Here is a 20252-nt window from a genome sequence, read left to right as displayed (position 1 = left end):
CGCCAGAAAAGGCAAAAATGAATGAACAAACGTCTAGCGCGCCCACGTTCGCGGTGAGCCACGCATCGTAATTCTGAGTGCACGCAGGTGGTAACGCTTAATGCGTATTGGCCTGCGCCACATGACGAACAAAAGCGGCCATTAACTCGGCCTCTTTAACACCGGGGGATGCCTCAATACCGCCTGAAACATCAACCGCATACGGCGCTACCTGAGTCACCGCGGCGGCAATATTATTGGCTGTTAGCCCACCCGCGAGGATAACAGGTTTTTCCAAGGTTGCGGGGATTCTAGACCAATCAAAGGTCTCGCCAGTTCCACCCGGCACGCCCGGACGGTAGGCATCTAACAGCAGCGCTTGCGCCGCTGCGTACTCTTTTGCCGCCTCGTGCAGGTCGATGTCATCGCGCATGCGCAGCGCTTTAATCCAGGGTCGCCCAAACTGTTGGCAAAACGCCGCCGACTCATCGCCGTGGAACTGAATAAGATCTAAATGCGGCAGACACTGCTCAATCAGCTCGGCAGGCTGGTTCACAAATAGCCCCACGCGGGTCACAAACGCAGGCACCTGTGCGGCAAGTATCCGCAGGGCCTCAGGGGTAATGCTGCGGCTACTTTTCGGCCACATCACAAAACCTAGCGCATCGACACCCAATGCCACCGCTTTGGCGATATCTTCCGGGCGAGTGAGTCCACAAAATTTGATACGCGTGCGTGCCATCAGCTGGCTCATGAGGAAGTCTCCTGCTGCTCGGGTTTCGCTTGCTTGGAGAACGTCAGCCGTCGCCTTGCGGCCACCCGAGGGCTTTCCGGCAATACGCGCTCTCCGGTCCACTCCCCAGTAAAGGCGAGTAGATTCGGGCCTAGCGGCTCTTTGGGTAGCTCGAAACGCTCATCGTAGATGGAGTCGACAAAATGCAGGCCGCAGGCAGGCGCGGTCACATCCCCTTTACGGCGGTTTTTCAGCGCCAGCAGGCGCTCAATATGCCCTTCGTCCTGCACGCCACGCCCAACGCTTGCCAAGGCTCCCGCAATATTGCGAATCATGTGGTGCAAAAAGGCGTTGCCTTGAATATCTATGACCACCAGCGGGCCGTGACGCTTCACTTCCACAAAGTGCATTTGCCGCCAGGGGGTTTTCGACTGACAACCGGCGGCGCGAAAACTACTGAAGTCATGCTCGCCAACCAACGCCTGGGCAGCACGGTGCATGGCATCGGCATCCAGTGGGTCACGGCACCAGGTCACGTTAGCGCGCTCTAACACCGGGCGGCTAATTTGGTTCAAGAAAATATAGCGATAGCGGCGCCCCAGCGCCCCCAGGCGGGAGTGAAAATCGTCGGAAACCGGCTTCACCCAGCGCACGGCCACGTCTCTGGGTATATTGGTATTCGCGCCAAAGATCCAGGCCTTTTCGGTGCGCTGAACCGGAGGGTCGAAGTAAATCACTTGGCGAGTGGCGTGTACGCCTGAATCTGTGCGCCCACTGGCATGGATACGCACCGGCGCGCCAGCCACCTTGGCTAACTCATCCTCGATGGCCTGCTGGACAGAGGCCGCATGCTTTAAACGCTGGAAGCCGCAAAAGCGTGAGCCATCGTACTCAACGCCCATCGCCAAACGGCCAGCCAGCGGTTGTGTCTCATCAAAGTGGTAGAACAGCGTCATCGAGCCACGTCATTTAGAGGATTTTGAAGGTTAGCTATTATCCCGACGTCGCGGCTCGAATGCCACCTCTTCAATCTCCCATTCTTCTTCCGGCTCTCGGCGCGGGTAAGATGGCGACGCCTTAGCATTCTCCGACGCTCTCTCACCCCATACAGGCTCATCCGCACTGCCGACGTCATTGGTTAAAGAGGGTGGGTGGTAATCAATGTAATGCGCGCTATCGTCCTTTTCCTCTGCGACGGTCGCCGGCGGCACTTCAGCTTCTTGGGCGGCATGCTCACGGTAAGAAGCATCCTCCACCGGCTCAGGCGTCTCTAAAAATGCGGCGTTGAGGGCCGCTTCATCTTCTTCATGCATGGAAGAAGCGCCTTCCGTGTCAGCCTTGTCTTCTTCATCCTGCGTTTCCCAAAGCGTATCGCCTTCGTGATCAACAGACTGCTGTGCTGTAGCCGCTTCATCGACGAGACTAAATGACTCACTGCTTAGTGGTTCATCATGGCTATCCGCCAGCGGCTCCTCTGCTGGATACTCAAAAGCATCACGGCGACTCCCCTCCTCTTTATCGTGGGAGCCCGCAACGGGCGGCGTCTGCTGAGATTCGTCAGCAGCCATATCCATAACACTCGCTGTAGTAAAGGCAGCAGCGGCAGGCTGGACGGCCTCTCTCTCCTTTGGCGAAGCGGCAGCGCTTGGCTCAGATCGCTGGGGTGCAGGGGATGCCACCTCCTCCCACTGGCGTTCACGTCGTTTTCGCGACCAAATCAGCGCACCCAACAGCAGCGCCAAAGCAACACTGGCCAGCGGCCATTGATATGCTTCTAGACGTTCTATCAAACTAGGGGTGGAAGAAGTGTTCACAGCGGCACTGGCAGGTATTGTGGCATTGGCAGCTCGCGACTCGGCAGCCGCTACCGCCCGCTGGGTCTCCCGCTGAGAGGCATTGAGCGCCTCGGTCAATGATGCCACTTCCTGGCGCAGCGCAGCCATTTCAGCACGCATTTGCTCGCGCTCTTCCAGCACCAATTGCAGCATGGCCTGGCTTTCCTGAAGCTGCTCAGCGAGGTCTCTAAGCGTCAGCCCGGCTAGCTCACCCTCTTGCACGACTGTTTCCTGTGCATCTTCCGTTGACTGGGGCTCGCTAGGTGCAGCATCACTGCCGCGCGCATCGGGCTGCGCTAATGGCTCAGCAACTGTTGTGCTTTCAGCCTGCTCTTCTGACTCTGTTTCTGGCGCTGATGCCGAGCGAGGGGAAGGCCGCCGCATTGCCTGAACCGCCTGGGCGGCCTGCGCTGGGGACAATGCCATTAGCTGTTCACGGCTAGGCACACGCAAGGTTTGCCCTGCTCGTATATCATCGACATTGCCCGTAGGGAAAGCAGCAGGATTACCCTCCACCAGGGCCATCATCATTTGCTGAACGCTTACATCAGCGGGCTTAATACGTTCAGCAACGCCCCATAGCGTATCGCCACTGGCAATGTAAGCAATATTACGCTCAGGTGTTTGGGCAGGCGCAGCCGGAGCCGCAGGCAGAGATTGTGATGGCACAGGCTGAGCCACTGAAGATGCCTCGGCCACCGTAGCATCAACACTGGCCGCATAGTTGGGCGGGTCAAACAGCAGCATAATCGCTTCCGTACGCCGCCCTTCAGGCGTAGTGATGGTGACCAAGAGATCCAACCATGGCTCGCTCACCGCTTGCTCAGAACGCAGCACCAACTGTGGGCCACCGGGCATATGCTGTAATTCAGCGCGCACGCTGGCGACCAGCGGCGTCCACTCTAAGCCCAGCGCGTTAAAGGCAGCTTCATTTGCTATTTCCACGCGTACATCGTCTAGCGCCACACCGGCGGCATCGACCAGCGGCACGGTGGCATCTAGCGGCAATTGCAGAGGAGAATTCACGGTGGCTTGCCCAAGCCCAACCGCTAAAGCCAACGGGCTAACAGCGCTCAGTGGCAACCACAACCACCATGCCAGCTTCTTTTTCATGTAGGGCCCCTACTGCCTGCGATTCACTGCCACGATGCAACACCTGCATTCTGTTGCGACGAGATAAGTTAGTTCGTTCTTATCATAGCGTATTTATCATGCCGTTATGTTCAACGCATACATTTGCATGAAGTCACAGATTAGAAACATAAGTCACGGCAAAAAAAATGGGAAGCTGCGAACAGCTTCCCACTTTTAGCTAGCGATTAAACGCCGGTGTTTCGCGACCGCTTACTGCTCACGCAGAATTTTCAGCATGCGCTTGAGCGGCTCAGCAGCACCCCACAGCAGTTGGTCGCCAACGCTGAAGGCAGAGAGGTATTCACCGCCCATTTTCAGCTTACGCAGGCGGCCTACCGGCACTTGCAGCGTGCCAGTGGCAGCTGCAGGCGTTAGGCCCGCAATGGTGGCATCTTTATCGTTGGGGATTAGCTTAACCCACTCGTTATGCTTGGCAATACGCTCTTCAATCTCATCCAGCGGCACATCTTGCTTCAGCTTGATGGTGAACGCCTGGCTGTGAGAGCGCATAGCACCGATACGTACGCAGAGGCCATCAATGGGAATCGGGTTGTTCTCAAGACCCAGAATCTTGTTGGTCTCGACACTACCCTTCCACTCTTCACGGCTCTGGCCGTTATCGAGCTTGGTGTCGATCCACGGCAAAAGGCTGCCTGCCAACGGCGCAGCGAAGTTGTCAGTGGGGAAATCACCGCTGCGCATGGCTGCCGTCACTTTGCGGTCGATGTCCAGAATCGCGCTTGCCGGGTCGGCCAGCTCGCTGGAAACGCTGTCGCGCAGCTGGCCCATCTGGTTCAGCAGTTCACGCATGTGCTTGGCACCGGAGCCAGACGCCGCTTGGTAGGTCATGGAGGTCATCCACTCGACCATATCGGCTTCAAACAGGCCGCCTAAGCCCATCAGCATCAAGCTAACGGTACAGTTGCCACCAACGAAGGTTTTAGCTCCATTGGCGAGCTGGGCGTCGATAACCTTACGGTTCACCGGATCGAGGACGATAGTGGCGTCATCTTCCATACGCAGCGTACTGGGGGCATCAATGCAGTAGCCTTTCCAGCCGTCGTTACGCAGGTCGCCGTAGACTTTCTTGGTGTAGTCGCCACCTTGGCAGGTCACGATGACATCCAGGGCTTTTAGATCGTCTAGTGCAAACGCATCTTTCAGCGGAGGCACGTCCACGCCGATGTCGGGACCAGGCTGGCCGACTTGAGAAGTGGTGAAAAAGATCGGCTCAATGCCGTTAAAATCACCATCTTCCTGCATGCGCTGCATCAGCACCGAGCCAACCATGCCACGCCATCCCACGAAACCGACTTTCAACATGTGAAGTCCTCCAACTAAGAATGAGACCTATATTATACACAAATGTCAGACACGACGTCGGCCACCCCTCAGGGCAGCCGACGTGTGCTGCTCAAACAAGCATTGAAATGAATCAATTAGTTAGCAAGCTTTCTTTGTTACTCAGCGCGCGCAAATGCGGCAAGTACCGCATCGCCCATCTCAACTGTCGAGACACGTCGCGTGCCTTCAGAAGCGATATCAGCAGTGCGCAGGCCTTCATCTAGAACGCTACCCACGGCGGCTTCAATGCGCTCGGCCATCGCTGTTTCATTAAGCGAATAGCGCAGCATCATCGCCACGGATAGCATCATGGCCAGCGGGTTAGCAATGTTTTGGCCCGCGATATCCGGCGCGCTGCCGTGGCAAGGCTCGTACATGCCCTGCCCGCTCTCGTTGAGTGAGGCCGATGGCAGCATACCGATAGAGCCGGTCAGCATGGCGGCGGCATCAGAGAGAATGTCGCCAAACATATTGCCGGTCACCACCACATCGAACTGCTTCGGTGCGCGCACCAACTGCATCGCAGCGTTATCCACGTACATGTGAGACAGCTCGACGTCCGGGTACTCCGGCGCTAGGCGCTCCATCACTTCACGCCACAGAATAGTGACTTCCAGCACATTGGCTTTATCTACTGAGCAGAGCTTTTTGCCCCGCTTCTGGGCCATCTCAAAGGCGACGCGGCCAATGCGCTCAATTTCGCTTTCAGAATAGATGTAGGTGTTAAAACCAACGCGCTCACCGTTACGCTCTTCGATACCGCGCGGCTGGCCAAAGTAGATGCCGCCGGTGAGTTCACGCACGATCATGATATCCAGGCCAGCCACCAGTTCAGGCTTCAGGCTGGAAGCGCTAGCCAACTGCGGGTAGAGCATGGCCGGGCGCAGGTTACCGAACAGGCCGAGATTTTTACGCAGCCCTAACAGGCCTTGTTCAGGGCGCTTGGAGAGGTCTTCGAGTTTATCCCACTTAGGGCCACCCACCGCCCCCAGCAGAATGGCACTGGCGGCTTTGGCTTTTTCCGGGGTTTCAGCGGGCAGCGGCTCGCCGTGGACATCGTAGGCGGAGCCGCCCACCAAGCCCTCTTCTACTTCAATATCCAAGCCCGCCTCTTGGCAGGCTTGTAACAAACGCGCCGCCTGGGCCGCGATTTCCGGGCCGATACCATCACCGGGCAGCAGTAACACTTTATGAGTCATGCTCAATCCTTAGCACTGATAATTGAATACTTACGCAGGCTGGCGGAACAGCCACGGGCGCTGCTGGCGGTGCTTCTCTTCAAAGCTACGAATGGCATCTTCGTCTTGCAGGGTGATGCCAATATCGTCCAAGCCATTCAGCAGGCAGTGCTTGCGGAATGCATCCACCTCAAACTCCAGAATCTCACCCCCTGGGGTAATCACCCGCTGATGCTCCAGATCCACGTCGCGCTGATAGCCTTCGTTGGCGTCCACTTCCGCAAACAAGCGGTCGACTTCCTCTTCCGCCATCGTGATCAGCAGAATGCCGTTTTTAAATGCGTTGTTGTAGAAAATATCGGCAAAGCTAGGGGCAACCACCACCTTGAAGCCGAAATCTTCCAGCGCCCAGGGGGCGTGCTCGCGGGAACTACCGCAGCCGAAATTACGGCGCGCCAGCAGCACCTCAGCGCCCTGGTAGCGCGGCTGGTTCAATACGAATTCAGGATTCAGCGGGCGCTGGGAGCAGTCCTGGCCCGGCTGGCCTTCATCTAAATAGCGCAGCTCGTCAAACAGGTTTACGCCAAAACCGGTGCGCTTAATGGACTTCAAAAACTGCTTGGGAATGATCAGGTCGGTGTCGACGTTAGCGCGATCTAACGGCGCGACCACGCCTTCAAAACGTTCGAACTTTTTCATGGCTTAGGCCTCCTGCGCGTGAGTGGCGTCGTTAGCGGGTAAGGTACGTACATCGACAAAGTGGCCAGCAATCGCCGCCGCCGCTGCCATAGCAGGACTCACCAAGTGAGTACGACCGCCATAACCCTGGCGACCCTCAAAGTTACGGTTAGAGGTAGACGCACAGTGCTCGCCCGCGCCCAGCTTGTCGGCGTTCATGGCCAAACACATGGAGCAGCCCGGCTCGCGCCACTCAAAGCCCGCCTCAATGAAGATTTTGTCCAGTCCTTCCGCCTCCGCTTGACGTTTCACCAAGCCAGAGCCCGGCACCACCATGGCGAGTTTGATGGAATCAGCCACCTTATTGCCCTTGGCCACTTTTGCCGCTTCACGCAGGTCTTCAATACGCGAGTTGGTGCAGGAGCCGATAAAGACTTTATCCAACTTGATGTCGGTGATTTTCTGGTTCGCCTGCAAGCCCATGTACTCCAACGCGCGGGCGTGGCTGCGCTGAACGGTTTCATCCAGAGCCGCTTGCGGGTCGGGCACTTGGCCTGAAATACCGGTGACCATTTCCGGGCTGGTGCCCCAGCTCACCTGCGGCTCAATCTCTTCCGCTTTTAGCGTGACCACTTTATCGAAGTGGGCATCCGCATCCGATACCAGGTTGCGCCAATCCGCCACCGCGGCTTCCCACTGCGCTTCCGTTGGCGCGAAGGGGCGCTTGGCGAGGTAATCGATAGTGGTATCGTCCACCGCGATCAGGCCCACGCGAGCGCCCGCTTCAATGGCCATGTTGCACACCGTCATGCGGCCTTCCATAGAGAGCGACTCAATGGCGCTACCCGCGAATTCGATGGCGTAACCCGTGCCGCCTGCGGTGCCGATCTTGCCGATAATCGCCAGCACCACGTCTTTCGCCGTCACGCCAAGACCAAGCTCGCCTTCAACGCGCACCTGCATGTTCTTCATCTTCTGCGCCAGCAGGCACTGGGTGGCCAATACGTGCTCCACTTCGGAGGTGCCGATACCGTGAGCCAACGCGCCAAACGCGCCGTGGGTGGCGGTGTGGGAGTCGCCGCATACCACGGTCATGCCTGGCAGTGTGGCACCCTGCTCAGGGCCCACCACGTGCACGATGCCCTGGCGCGGGTCGTTGATTTTGAACTCTTCGATACCGTACTCGACGCAGTTATCGTCCAGAGTTTGCACCTGAATAAGCGACACCGGGTCTTTAATACCGCTATTGCCCTCGGCGCGCTCTTTCAGCGTGGTGGGAACGTTGTGATCCGGCGTTGCCAGGTTGGCATCCAAACGCCAGGGCTTACGCTTCGCCAAACGCAGGCCTTCAAACGCCTGGGGCGAGGTCACTTCGTGAAGCAGCTGGCGGTCGATGTAAATCAGCGCCGTACCGTCATCGCGCTGTTTCACCAAGTGCTGGTTCCAGAGTTTGTCGTAAAGCGTTTGACCTGACATATGGCTCTCCTGGGCGGTGCCCTGCTAGTTCGGTGTGACAGCCTCTGCGTGCTGCTTAAATTGCGATGAACAGGAGTGTTACGCGACTCGCCCATAAAAGCAATTCATGTTATTCATACTTTAGATTCCAAACAGGAATAGATACTCCCGGAGTGGCACGTGGATACCCAAAGCCTGCAAGCCTTTCTCGCCGTGGCAGAAACCCAAAGCTTTTCTCGCGCTGCCGAACAGTTACACCTTACTCAGCCTGCGGTGAGCAAACGCATCGCTACGCTGGAAGATTTACTGGGCACGCGGCTGTTTGACCGTATTGGAAGACGCATTGCGCTAACCGAGGCAGGCAACGTGCTACTGCCCAAAGCGCAGCGCATTCTGTTTACAGTAGAAGATAGCCGCCGAGCGCTGGCCAATCTCTCTGGCCAAGTGGGCGGCAAACTGACGCTCGCCACCAGCCACCATATTGTTTTGCACCGGCTGCCGCCGCTATTGAAGCAGTACACCCAGCGCCACCCAGAAGTCGCGTTAGACCTGCACTTTTTAGATTCCGAACTGGCCTACCAGGGCGTAATGGATGGCACGCTGGAAATGGCCATCGTCACCCTTGCCCCCCACCCCGTTGAACAACTGCAGGTCGTGGAGCTATGGCGTGACCGGCTGTGCTTTGTGTGCGCCAAGGACCACCCGCTGGCCCAACGCAGCCGTGCTGATGACAAGCCCCTGAGCTTGGCGGAACTGTGTGAAGTGAACTGCATATTGCCGGGGGCCAAAACCTTTACTCGAACGCTGATTGGCCAGCGCTTTGAAGAAGTAGGCCTTAACCTGCCCGTGAGCATGTCCACCAACTACCTTGAAACGCTCAAAATGATGTGTGGCGTTGGTTTAGGGTGGAGCCTGTTACCCGAAAAAATGCTCGACAGCGAGCTAGTAGCGATACCCGTAGACACCGCTCCCATCCATCGTCCGTTGGGCTATCTAGTACATAACAACCGCACGCTCTCTAATGCTGCCCGCAAAATGATTGAGCAATTGGAAGCAAATCGCGAAACATAAAGTTACAAAAAAAGCTTACCTTCACTCTGATTGCCTCATTATTTCTCCTCAAAATCGCTTCCAAATAGCTAATTTCTTGAGCTGTCTCATTGAAACCTAGCACTACCCCAACTTAGCATAAAATCTATTTTTTATTCCTAATCAAAAACATAAGGGGATTTTTCGTTGCAAGCAGATGAGGCCTCTCACCCCTTTAGCTGACAATATTACTCTTCAAGTTCATGTTTTAGTCCAATTTTTACTTAAAGATACTTCTATACACTAGGAAGATACATTTGATTACAAATCTACTTTCATTAGCTTCCAGGGTAGGAGTATCACCATGCAGAATCGCCCTAGCTCCTTACTGCCGATTTGCCTGCTCGCCTGCCTCACCACCAGCGCGGCTTATGGGCAAACCACTACCGACGCGCAACGCGAAGCACTGGTTATCCAGGCACGTCAGGGAGCTTTAGATACATCCATCGATGGCTTAAAGACACTCTATCACCAAACACGCGACAACCGCGTGCGTGAAGACTTAGTCGCCCTGCTCGTGCGTGCCTCCCGAAATCAGGAAGCGCTGGCCGTTTGCACCTGGTGCCAAATTGAGGATTACAGCGATTCTGAGCTTGCCAACCTAGCCGGAGCTGCTCGTAGCGCGGGTGACTTTGACCAAGCGTTAGAGATGTTTCGAGCGCTCACCTACCGTGACCCCTCCAATGCACAAGGCTGGCTAGGTCAAGCACTGGTCCACACCGATATGGGTAGTTACACCCTGGCACAGATCGCCCTGGAGCAGTACAACCAGGTAGCTGGCACCACAACCGCCGGCCTTGAAGCCAAGGGCTACCTAGCCGCGCGAACCACCAACGCTATGCAAGAGCTAGATGCCCGCCAAGCACTGGTCACGCAAGACCCCAGCAACACAGGCGAACTGCAAGCGCTTTACCGGTTGGCGGTAGGCCTTGGAGCCAGCACCGCGGCACGGCGCATTATGCAGTCCAACCCGGATGTGTTTAGCGAAAGTGACCGCCTCTGGCTCACTTATTATGAAGGGGTTACCGATATTCGCTTGGGCATTCATACAGATGAGCCCTCCAGAACGGCCAACGGTTTGGAGCAACTGAATGTCGTGCTACGTAACCCGGACGCCCCCCAAGAGCTGATTACCGTAGCCGAATACGACAAGGTAGTTGCCCTGGCTGAATTAAGGCGCTTTTCCGAAGCGGAGGCCCTGGCGGTTAGGCTTGAAAACCAGCACGGCCAGTTGCCCAGTTACGTTACCCGCGCTAGAGCCCATGCGCTCAACGGCATGGGCCGCCCACACGAAGCCATCGCGCTCTATGAAGGCCTGATTCGGCAATTCCCTGAACAGGCCACCAACCCGGACGACCCGCTTAACGAAGGGCTGTTCTATAGCTACACCGATGCTCAGCGCTTCCGCGATGCCGACAAACTATTGCAGTCATGGCGCGCCAGCGAGCCCGAGCAGCGGCTGGATTTCACCCGCACCGTACGTATCGAAAACCCCAACTACCAGAAAGTGCTGCTACTGGAAGTATTGCTAGAGGCCTGGCGTGGCCGCCCTGAAGAGGCCACTGAGCAATTAGAGGCCTATCAGGCGCAAGCGCCTGCCGAACCCTATTTATGGGTCGTGAAAGGCGATATTGAGCGCGATAGAGGCTTGCCAAGAAAGGCCGAGGAGTCGTTCTTGCAAGCCATCCCGCTACTGCCACCCGACCGTAAGTAATTGGCTGAACACGGCATCTTGCTCTCCCGCTTACAGCGCGGCCAATGGCGCGGCACCACCGATGAGGTTGCACGTGAGCTGGTTGAAGCCCGGCCCAGCGCCACGCGGGACGATATGGCCAGAGAGTGGCGTGAAATGCGCGCCCCTCAGCTGACCCGCACGTTCGAGCGTAGTAAAGGCCAAGGGAGCGGCACCCAAGCCTCGCGCGAATGGCGCTATGAAGTGCTCTTGGAAGGCCCGCGTAACAGCAGTGGCTCTCGCCCTTTCGCACAGCGCATTGGCCAGTACGGTGAGTTTGAAGATGAAGACCTCTATGCCTCGTACAACATAGCGGGCTACGAATGGAACCTGTACCCCGCAACGGTCACCCTGGCAGCGGGCCACGGTTCACAGCTGAACGAAGATTTTCTTGCGCTGGCCGAACTGAAGTACGCCCACAACGACCACGTCACAACGACGCTGGGTGTCGAAATGAACACCACCGACACCCCGCTGCGCGCCTTGCAGGATGACGTTAACGCCGACCGTTACCGGGCCGAGTTTGCCTATCGTCACGATGAGCGCGGCGCGGGTGCCCTCGGCCTCATGGCAACCGATTTTGACGACAGCAACCTGCGGCAATCCGTGTACGGCTACTGGAATCAAACCCTCTACCACTTGGATCGCTGGCAAATCAACGGCGGCATTCAAGCATCTGCGTCACGTAACGATGACGTAGAAGCCAGCTACTTCAACCCCAAACAGGCTGCCAGTCTGGCCGGTGTATTAAGCGTCAATTACGAGATCCCGCTTGATTACCGTCAGTCCTTTATCCAGTCCTTCTCACTCGGTTCAGGGCGTTACTGGCAGGAAGATTTTGATAGTGAAAACACCTGGTCGATTGGTTACCAACATAGCTGGGAGTTTGGCCCCACCGTGAACTTCGAGTATGGCATCACCCGCGAGCGAGCCGTCTACGACGGCGTTCCTGAATACGACAATGTTATTTCAGCTGGCTTTGTATGGAGATTCCTATGACACCCTGGCGCGTCATTGTAATGAGCGCGGTTTTGCTGATGACCATCTCTATTCAGCAGGCCCAAGCCGCCCGCGCACCGGATGATTACGTAGTCATCAGCTACCACGATGTCGTGGATTCCAGCGTCACTCCCGAGCTGGATATCTACTCACAAACCATCACCCGTAGCCGGTTAATTGAACACTTCAACCTGATTTCCACAGGCGGCTACCAACCCGTGAGCTTGCAGCAGATCCTCGACGCCCGAGCAGGCAAAGCACCGCTGCCCGAAAAAGCAGTGCTGCTTACCTTCGATGACGGCTACCGCAGCTTTTATGACATCGTCTTCCCGCTACTCAAGTTGTACAACTTCCCTGCCGTACAAGCCGTAGTGGGTAGCTGGCTGGATACGCCTGCGGGGGGGCGGGTTCCTTACGGCAGCATCACCCTTCCCCGCGAACGCTTTCTCAGCTGGGAGCAGGTCAAAACCTTGGATGAGTCACCTCTGGTGGAAATTGCCTCTCACTCCTACAACCTACACTACGGGGTATTTGGCAACCCGATGGGGAACGAGCAAGCCGCTGCCGTTACCAGTATATGGAACCCCCGCAGCGGTTATGAAACCGAGGCAGGCTACCTGACGCGGATACGCAATGACATGGCGCTTACCCAGCAGCGCTTCCAAGAAGAGATTGGAAAAAGCCCGCGTATCATCGTTTGGCCTTACGGTGCCTACAGCGAAGCAACGCTGAACATTGCCGCTGAATACGGTATGGAGTACACCTTCAGCCTGCTCAGCGCCCCTAACCGCCTACACGACTCCATGCGTAGCATGAACCGCTACCTGATTGACCAGGAAACCACCCTGGAAACGATTGAAGAGATCCTCTCCAACCGGCTATGGGAGAACGAAGAGCAACGCATCGTTCACGTTGACCTGGACTACGTATACGACCCGGACCCCATTCAGCAAGAGCAAAACCTCGATAGGCTGATTGAGCGCATTTTCCGCTACGGCGTCAGCACGTTTTATCTGCAAGCCTATGCCGACCCGGATGGCGACGGCGTCACCGATGCCCTCTACTTCCCCAACCGCCACTTACCGGTTAGGGCAGACCTCTTCAACCGGGTTGCCTGGCAGTTAAAGAAACGCGCCAACGTGAAGGTCTACGCCTGGATGCCAGTGCTAGCGTATGACTTAGGGGATGACTATCAGTACGTCACTGACGTGAGAACCGGCCAGGAGTCGCCAAACCAGTATCGTCGGCCCCCTCCCTATGTCGAAGAGAACCGCCGCACCATTGTTGAGATTTACCAAGACCTTGGCCGCCTAACCAAGTTCGATGGGCTGCTGTTCCATGACGACGCCTTCTACACCGACTTTGAGGGTGCCAACCCCGCAGCGTTAGACGCCTATGCCAGCGCCGACCTGCCCAGGGATATCAACGCCATCCGCAACGACGACAACTTGATGACGGCCTGGACCCGTTTCAAAGGGGAACACCTAACCGACTTCACCCAAGAGCTGGCCCAAGCGGCTAACTACTACCGGCAGGCAGATAACAAGGTTTTCACCACCTCGCGCAACCTCTACGCCGTGACGGTGATGGAGCCACGCAGCCAACGGTGGTTTGCCCAGGACATGCAAAACTTTGCCTCGGGCTACGACTATGTAGCGGTAATGGCAATGCCCTATATGGAAGAAGCCGACAACCCCAATGAGTGGCTAAGAAGCCTAGCCCGCCGCTCGTTAGCCCAGGTAAGCGCCGACCAATTGGTGTTCGAGCTGCAGGCGCAAAACTGGCACACCCAAACCCCCATTCCCAGCAAGGAAATGGCCCAATGGGTTCGCATACTCCGCGAAGAAGGCATCAAACACATTGGCTACTACCCGGATGATTTCCACAACAACCATCCAGATATCAATGTGATGAGGCCGGTCTTTTCCATCGGACGTCGGTTTAGGGCCACCCCATGAACATACTCGACCACCTTGCCATCTTCACGCTTGGCTACCCAAGCCTCATGGCAACGATCTGGATATGCGGCGGGATCTACTTCTACGTGCACTGGGAGCGCAAGCAAGCCTGGCCCGCCACCTTCGTCTGGGACGAAAGCGCCCCCAAGGTAACGGTACTGCTGCCCTGCTACAACGAAGAGGCCAACGTGAATGAAACGGTGCACCACCTCTTCAAGCAGAACTACCCCAACATGGAGGTGATCGCCATTAACGATGGCAGCAAAGATAACACCGCCGAGCGGCTGGCAGCCCTGGTGCAGCAGTACCCCACTCTCAAGGTTCTGAACCAAACCAACCAGGGCAAAGCCAGCGCGATGAACCATGGGTTGAGCCACGCCACCGGCGAGATCATCGTCGGGATTGATGGCGACGCTATTCTCGACTACGACGCCATTGGCTACATGGTTAATCACTTTCTGAGCAGCCCCAAGGTGAGCGGCGTTACCGGCAACCCAAGGGTAAGAACCCGCTCGACCGCCATTGGCAAAATTCAGACCGGCGAGTTCTCCGCCATTATCGGCCTGATTAAGCGCGCCCAGCGCATTTACGGGATGGTGTTTACCATCTCCGGCGTCATCTGCGCGTTTCGCCGCCAAGCACTGGAAGAGATTGGCGGCTGGAGTACCGACATGATCACGGAAGACATTGATGTGAGCTGGCGTTTTTAGCTCAAAGGTGGGCAAGTGCGCTACGAACCCAGGGCCATGTGCTGGGTACTGATGCCGGAAACCCTACGCGGGCTGTTTAAGCAACGGCTGCGCTGGGCGCAAGGGGGCGGCGAGGTTTTTCTGCGCTACTTCACCCAAACCATCCGCTGGAAAAACAGGCGCTTTTGGCTGCTGATGCTGGAGTACATCATTAGCGTGGTGTGGTGTTACTCGGTAGTCACCCTGTTAGCAGTCTGGCTGATTTCGCAACTGACCATGCCAATGGCCTGGCCCATCACCGGAACGCTGCTCTCCTATTTTGGCAGCATCCTGATCGCCATCAGCTTCATTCAATTTACCGTCAGCTTCTATATCGATAGCCGCTACGACAAAGAGATCTACCGCTGCGTTTATTGGAGTATCTGGTACCCATTCGCCTACTGGATTCTCAATATGGCCACGGTTGTTATCGCCTTCCCTAAAGCCATGCTACGCCAAAAAGGAAGGCTCGCCACATGGACTAGTCCTGACCGAGGGGAGCAATTTAATGAACAATAAACTGGTGTCTGTCATCATCGACAACCCTTACCAGAAAAGCTGGGGGTATCGATCACGGGATACGCTTATCACCCTTGCCACGCTAATACTCTGGGGGTTAGTCATGGCAAAGGTATACATGTTCTTTATTGTGGGAGAAGCATTTCTGGAACAGCTCTACAGCTCAGTAATGATCAAGCTGGTATCGGTGGGTTTTGTACTCACCTTCCTGACCTTTCACTGCTGGGCGGTTTACAACCAATACCTCTATACCAGCTACTTAAAACGCCAGCTGCGCCACTTTCAACAACCAACGCTTGAGCTTGAAAGCGACGATTACACCCAGCTCGACCGGAGGCTGGCAACCGAGCACACGATCCGCGAACACGAACTCATCGGCACCCCCAGCCAAGCAACCAACTAACCCCCCACTCCCCCTTCAAGCCCCCACCGCTTGAAGGGGGAACACCCCATAAAGCACAGAACAGCTCCCCAGAAAGGCCGCGGGAGAAAGGCCGTAGGAGGGCGCTTCAGCGCGCCATGATCCCGGCACAAAACCCACTACATATCAAACGGTAACAAGCAATCAGCAAAGCATCACCACCTGATCTAAAAGCCAGCCCTATCACTCCCCAAACCGATGCATCTCCGCATTCGACAACACAAACGAAGCCCCCTCACCCACCCCACCTAACGCCACATCAATCATCCCCGCCGCCACATACCCCACCTCAATCGGCCGCACCGAGCGCGGCAACCAACGCGCCGCCGGGGCCAACAGCACACTCGCCCACTTCTCCGCCAACCGCCCATCCTCCGTCCGCCCCAATAACAGCGAAGGCCGAGCAAAAAACACGCAGGGCAAACCCAACGCCTGAATATCCCGCTCCACCTCGCCCTTCACGCGGTTATAAAAAATCGAAGAACGCGCATCCGCCCCTTGCGCCGTCACCACGCCTAACCTGCTAACGCCCGCCGTTTTACAGGCCCGCGCAAAGGCCAGCACCAATCCATAATCCACACGGCGAAACGCCTCTTTACTCCCCGCCTGCTTCTTCGTGGTACCCAACGCCACAAAGGCCACGGCAGCTGCGGGCATACACTTGGCGGCTTGGTCTTCTAACTGGTCGAAGTTGAGCAACGCAGGCTGGATTTTGGACATGATAGCGTTGGGAAATTCACGGGTAAGATCCAGCTCACGGGGGGTAATTACGATGACGCTTTCCACCTCACCCCGCTGGGTAAGCTGAGTAACAAGCTGCTGGCCGATAGCGCCAGTAGCACCAAGAACGATGGCGGTGGGCATGGGTGAACATTTCCTTATGATGTTAATGGCATAAACACAGGATCAGAACGGCACTGGCAGGCATAGAATGAGGTTGTAGCGCGTGGTAACGAGCGATTAGCGAGGCACCCGCGAGGCCGCGCCACCTCGATAAATAGCATGCAAGCACTTACCACCCCCACCAACGTCTGGTTGAAAAAAACACCCGCATACAGGCTAATTGTCGATACCTACAAAGCGCGACTTCACCTCTGCTAACGGCACCATGCAAAAATCTTTCTGACCAAAGAGCTTATAACGATTCCGAGCGAATAACTTGAAAACCGCGTCTCTAATCGGCTTGGGCACAACCTTGAATGCATAACAGAACCGCCACGGCCCTTTCAGGTCTTTGGCGATCTCAAGGGCCGCATCTGAAAGGACGTAACGCTCTCCATCTTTGATAAGTACCAAGGTGTCCATTCCCACATCGGGCACGTTAAAGCCCTGCGTCAGCTCCTGCGCCAACTCGCTTTGCATTGGGGTGAATGCAAAAGCTCCCTCGGGGTCTCTGTGGATGATGAAATTCACTGCACCGTTACAGAAGTTGCAAACACCATCGAATATGACGATATGGGGGTTGTTCATAGGCTCGTTTAGCGTCTCGTTAATCGCTTGGTCATGCACGCTTGGTTGGCTCTGGAAGCCCCTCGAACTCTGGAACGTCGCTCGTCGCCTCCTCCCAAGCTGCCCTTCTCGATGTGAAGATATGTGCTGTTGGTGGCATAGAGACCTCCGTATCCAAACACCCAGCGGGAATGACGAGCAGACCTGCCTCTTGAAGGCTTGGCAGTGCTGAACCACAGAACTTACAGAAGCTTTTCTTGTGACGACTGCCAGGAAGCGTGAAGGTAGTCACAGATTCTGAGCCCTCCAACCAAGTCAACTTGGCTGACTTCAAAAACAAATTGGCTGCATAAGCGGACCCAGTATCCTTTTGGCAATACTGACAATGGCACAGGTAAAAGCTATCGAGGTCGCCTTGCACTTCAAATTTTGTGTTGCCACATAGGCAAGAACCAAGATAATCGGGCATCAGTTTTACCTTTATTACTTGCGGCTCGTGCGAGTATAACGCCAGAGCGCACCGGCGCACTTTTAGGAACTTAGCGCTAGAAAGCGAAGCTCGGATATTTCATGCGCACTTGTGGGAGCACCTCATTGAGAAAGCAATTTACCAGACCAAAGATGCTAATGGTTGTTGCAGGGAATTTATCTGTCGAAACCCTTATGTATACAGTAATCAGATTTGCTTCTGATGCCAGAAAGATCCGTCGATGATCTGAGTGGGTGTTGCCCACCACAAAAGATCGCATGTGCATCAAAGCATTGAGCGCGTTGCGATAGCTGGTTTCCCAGTCCCCTGGGTCACCGCTTGATATTGATACGAGCTTAACGTTTATTGACGGGAATGGATGGTTCATCAGACCGCAAAACTCGTTGACTTTCCTTGCATGGAAAGCAAATTCAACGAGGTCTGGAACTATTGTCTCTATCCACTGGTTGCTCCACTCACCGGGAAAGACGGCGCTTGTGAAGGCAAACAAGCGCAATGCTCTCGACCTCGCCTGCGCAATATGAATTTCTACAAGCCTTTAATGACTATCCATGCGACGAGATCCTTTCTCCGGCGCCTAACGTTGAGTTGAAGCGCCTGCTTGGATTTTCGCGCTGGTCGCCTCAAACGAGTGGTTAGGTCGCTTCGTCATCTAGTGATTCTCGAAGAAACTTCAGAATATTGTCGTTGAAGGCATCATACGGTCTTCGAGTAACGGTAGGGTCTAGTTTTAATAGATCGATAGATAGCGTTGCTAGGTCGAACAAAATTTTTAGGGCACGAGTCTTGTCCGGCATGCCATGAATAATCGAGTTAACCTCATCAATGAGTCGATCCACTTCTAGGCCACGTCGTCGAATTTCCTCGTCACGATTCTCAATCGACGGCGCAACAGCTTGGCAAATGAACGCCCAAATTCGATTCCGAAACTTGACTTTTGTAACGCTGCGTCCATTGTGCAATTCTGCACGCGGCGGAAACAGCACATCTGCAAGCTGCTCGATGTACCGCCGTCCGGAAATTCCCACATGCGCAATATCCTCCTCATTCTGAGCACGCGAGACAGCTCGAACTGCTGCACCAAGTGTGTTGAAAAGGCGCGGATTCAGATCCTCCATCAACATTACGAGTTCTTCAGCTTCATAGTCTCCTTCAGGCAAGCCACGTGCAAAAATAGCCTGAACGTCACGCACTTGCTGAAAATGCTCAAGAGTGTCGTAGTCGTCAAATATTGTTCCGTGTGCCCCGCGATCTTCCCAATCTACTTTCGTGAATCCAAGGGTAAGTAGATGCTCTGCCTCAGACTCGTCTATTTCGTCTTCATTACCCATTGAGTATGGTAGTACGCAAACATTGCCAATAATTCGGCAGTACTCCGGCATGGAGTTTCTGTAAAGCGCAAGATGCTGCGGGTATGAATAGTAAACGGCATGTAGGCCCAGGTAGGAGCTCTCGGATGAAAGCGCATTGTCAAGATCCTCTGCAATCTGGTGAGTAACATTCTGAATGATCCATGCCCAGATTGTTTCACGCATGTACGAACCTCGAATGCGTTCCTCCTTTACGCGCGACCAAGTAGTTCCAAAGTAGGTTGCCTCAGCTATTCGCTCATAATCTTGGTATGTTCGCGCGCGTGAGTAGATAAGCACATCACCAACTTTACCTTCATGTGGCGGTTTGATGATTGGAGGACACCCGTTGCAAAAATCCTGTCTCGAATTGGCGGTCCGTAGTACCCCCCAAACTTGGGGTCATCGGAGTTAAAGAGAACCGCAATGATCATGTTGCCTCCAGTAAAGCGCCCTAACTCTGCAAACATCGGCGACAAAAGTGAAGCGAAGCGGAACTTTTGACATCCGAGAGCTTTGCCTTGTTTTATTTTGGCTCAATTTTTAGAAGGAGCGTATTTTTCTGCCCATTCTAAGAATGGAACTGCCGCCTTATCTAGCGAACCGAAGCTTTTCGTTGCTTCTTTTTTAGCTCGAGCAGTCCAAGGGCGTTTCCTTTCTCTGGTTATCTCCGGCACTGGCTCTATATATTCCGAGTCCGAGACCCAATCCACGACCATTTCATATGCGTACTTTTCGTATGACAACTCAATCTCAGCACCTTTTTTTAGATTTCCATTTTTGAAGCGAGCATGCAGACTCAGAAATTGTCGGTCGCCAGATAGCTCAGACTCTATATGCCATCCGAGCTTGTCGAATAAATTGGCGTTTTCTTCGAAAACACAAGACAAGTTCACATATTCAGATTTCTGCTCTTTCCCTTTCTGCCATTCATCCCCTTTTTTAGCAAAGCCAACAATCTCAACTTTTCTTATAACGAAAGTTTTGACAGCATCGGATGAGTAACATCGCGCTCTTACCTTGTCGCCATTAACAGAAATTGGTGCAATTTCACGAAGTGCACCGGATTGGCTTCCCCCGTGATACCGGACTTTAAGAACCTCGCCTGTTTCAATAGCGTCCTTTAGCGATGCCTCAATGTTCATCTAAGCCCCCAAAAATATAACATTAATTATATAGCCC

The 20252-nt window shown here is 55.0% G+C and carries 18 protein-coding genes and 1 pseudogene; 6 read left to right on the top strand and 13 right to left on the bottom strand.

Annotation, left to right across the window (positions count from 1 at the left end; all coding sequences use genetic code 11):
• Nucleotides 1-97 precede the first annotated feature (97 nt).
• From B4967_RS16670 to leuC, 7 genes are all read right to left on the bottom strand, one after another.
• Nucleotides 98-733: a phosphoribosylanthranilate isomerase gene (locus B4967_RS16670; protein WP_083026427.1), complete on the bottom strand. Its 636-nt coding sequence runs from the start codon at nucleotides 731-733 to the stop codon at nucleotides 98-100.
• A complete protein-coding gene (gene truA / locus B4967_RS16665; protein ID WP_083026426.1) occupies nucleotides 730-1668 on the bottom strand; it encodes a tRNA pseudouridine(38-40) synthase TruA in 939 nt (312 codons plus the stop codon). The genes B4967_RS16670 and truA overlap by 4 nt, the downstream gene beginning before the upstream one ends.
• Nucleotides 1669-1698: 30 nt before the next feature.
• Nucleotides 1699-3660 (bottom strand): FimV/HubP family polar landmark protein, encoded by a 1962-nt coding sequence (locus B4967_RS16660; protein WP_083026424.1) that lies wholly within the window; start codon nucleotides 3658-3660, stop codon nucleotides 1699-1701.
• Nucleotides 3661-3891: 231 nt separating this feature from the next.
• A complete protein-coding gene (gene asd, locus B4967_RS16655) occupies nucleotides 3892-5004 on the bottom strand; it encodes an aspartate-semialdehyde dehydrogenase (protein WP_083026422.1) in 1113 nt (370 codons plus the stop codon).
• Nucleotides 5005-5141: 137 nt separating this feature from the next.
• On the bottom strand, nucleotides 5142-6224 hold the full coding sequence (gene leuB / locus B4967_RS16650; protein WP_083026420.1) for a 3-isopropylmalate dehydrogenase: 1083 nt from the start codon (nucleotides 6222-6224) through the stop codon (nucleotides 5142-5144).
• A gap of 30 nt (nucleotides 6225-6254) precedes the next feature.
• Nucleotides 6255-6902, bottom strand: coding sequence for a 3-isopropylmalate dehydratase small subunit (gene leuD / locus B4967_RS16645; protein WP_083026419.1), 648 nt, complete (start codon nucleotides 6900-6902; stop codon nucleotides 6255-6257).
• Between the two features lie 3 nt (nucleotides 6903-6905).
• Complete coding sequence (gene leuC, locus B4967_RS16640) at nucleotides 6906-8357, bottom strand: 3-isopropylmalate dehydratase large subunit (RefSeq protein WP_083026416.1); 1452 nt, start codon at nucleotides 8355-8357, stop codon at nucleotides 6906-6908.
• Between the two features lie 159 nt (nucleotides 8358-8516).
• On the opposite strand from leuC, the gene B4967_RS16635 reads away from it, so the two are divergent.
• The 6 genes and pseudogenes from B4967_RS16635 to B4967_RS16615 all read left to right on the top strand — a co-directional run bounded on the left by B4967_RS16635 (nucleotide 8517) and on the right by B4967_RS16615 (nucleotide 15764).
• On the top strand, nucleotides 8517-9407 hold the full coding sequence (locus tag B4967_RS16635) for a LysR family transcriptional regulator (RefSeq protein WP_083026415.1): 891 nt from the start codon (nucleotides 8517-8519) through the stop codon (nucleotides 9405-9407).
• 322 nt (nucleotides 9408-9729) lie between these two features.
• Nucleotides 9730-11139, top strand: a complete 1410-nt coding sequence (locus B4967_RS19890) for a tetratricopeptide repeat protein (RefSeq protein ID WP_243470668.1) — start codon at nucleotides 9730-9732, stop codon at nucleotides 11137-11139.
• Complete coding sequence (locus tag B4967_RS19885) at nucleotides 11140-12156, top strand: PgaA family protein (protein WP_243470667.1); 1017 nt, start codon at nucleotides 11140-11142, stop codon at nucleotides 12154-12156.
• Complete coding sequence (pgaB, locus tag B4967_RS16625; RefSeq protein ID WP_083026413.1) at nucleotides 12153-14114, top strand: poly-beta-1,6-N-acetyl-D-glucosamine N-deacetylase PgaB; 1962 nt, start codon at nucleotides 12153-12155, stop codon at nucleotides 14112-14114. The genes B4967_RS19885 and pgaB overlap by 4 nt, the downstream gene beginning before the upstream one ends.
• Nucleotides 14111-15361: pseudogene (gene pgaC / locus B4967_RS21465) on the top strand (poly-beta-1,6-N-acetyl-D-glucosamine synthase). Before pgaB ends, pgaC begins: the two are co-directional and overlap by 4 nt.
• The gene (locus B4967_RS16615; protein ID WP_083026412.1) at nucleotides 15351-15764 is read left to right on the top strand and encodes a hypothetical protein; all 414 of its coding nucleotides are present in this window, start codon (nucleotides 15351-15353) and stop codon (nucleotides 15762-15764) included. Before pgaC ends, B4967_RS16615 begins: the two are co-directional and overlap by 11 nt.
• A 201-nt stretch (nucleotides 15765-15965) precedes the next feature.
• On the opposite strand, the gene B4967_RS16610 is transcribed toward B4967_RS16615, so the two are convergent.
• From B4967_RS16610 to B4967_RS16580, 6 genes are all read right to left on the bottom strand, one after another.
• On the bottom strand, nucleotides 15966-16646 hold the full coding sequence (locus tag B4967_RS16610) for an NAD(P)H-binding protein (protein WP_083026410.1): 681 nt from the start codon (nucleotides 16644-16646) through the stop codon (nucleotides 15966-15968).
• A 195-nt stretch (nucleotides 16647-16841) separates the two neighbouring features.
• Nucleotides 16842-17252, bottom strand: coding sequence for a thiol-disulfide oxidoreductase DCC family protein (locus B4967_RS16605; protein ID WP_083026530.1), 411 nt, complete (start codon nucleotides 17250-17252; stop codon nucleotides 16842-16844).
• A 31-nt stretch (nucleotides 17253-17283) separates the two neighbouring features.
• A complete protein-coding gene (locus B4967_RS16600) occupies nucleotides 17284-17700 on the bottom strand; it encodes a GFA family protein (protein ID WP_083026408.1) in 417 nt (138 codons plus the stop codon).
• Between the two features lie 76 nt (nucleotides 17701-17776).
• Nucleotides 17777-18211 carry a hypothetical protein gene (locus B4967_RS16595; RefSeq protein WP_207953650.1) on the bottom strand — a complete coding sequence of 145 codons (435 nt, stop codon included), beginning with the start codon at nucleotides 18209-18211 and terminating at the stop codon, nucleotides 17777-17779.
• A 145-nt stretch (nucleotides 18212-18356) separates the two neighbouring features.
• Complete coding sequence (locus B4967_RS16590) at nucleotides 18357-19256, bottom strand: hypothetical protein (RefSeq protein WP_083026407.1); 900 nt, start codon at nucleotides 19254-19256, stop codon at nucleotides 18357-18359.
• Between the two features lie 350 nt (nucleotides 19257-19606).
• A complete protein-coding gene (locus B4967_RS16580) occupies nucleotides 19607-20215 on the bottom strand; it encodes a hypothetical protein (protein WP_083026403.1) in 609 nt (202 codons plus the stop codon).
• Between the last annotated feature and the right edge of the window lie 37 nt (nucleotides 20216-20252).

This window comes from Vreelandella lionensis (assembly GCF_002087295.1).
Classification (GTDB): Bacteria; Pseudomonadota; Gammaproteobacteria; order Pseudomonadales; family Halomonadaceae; genus Vreelandella; species Vreelandella lionensis.
This window is presented reverse-complemented; position numbering and strand designations above follow the sequence as displayed.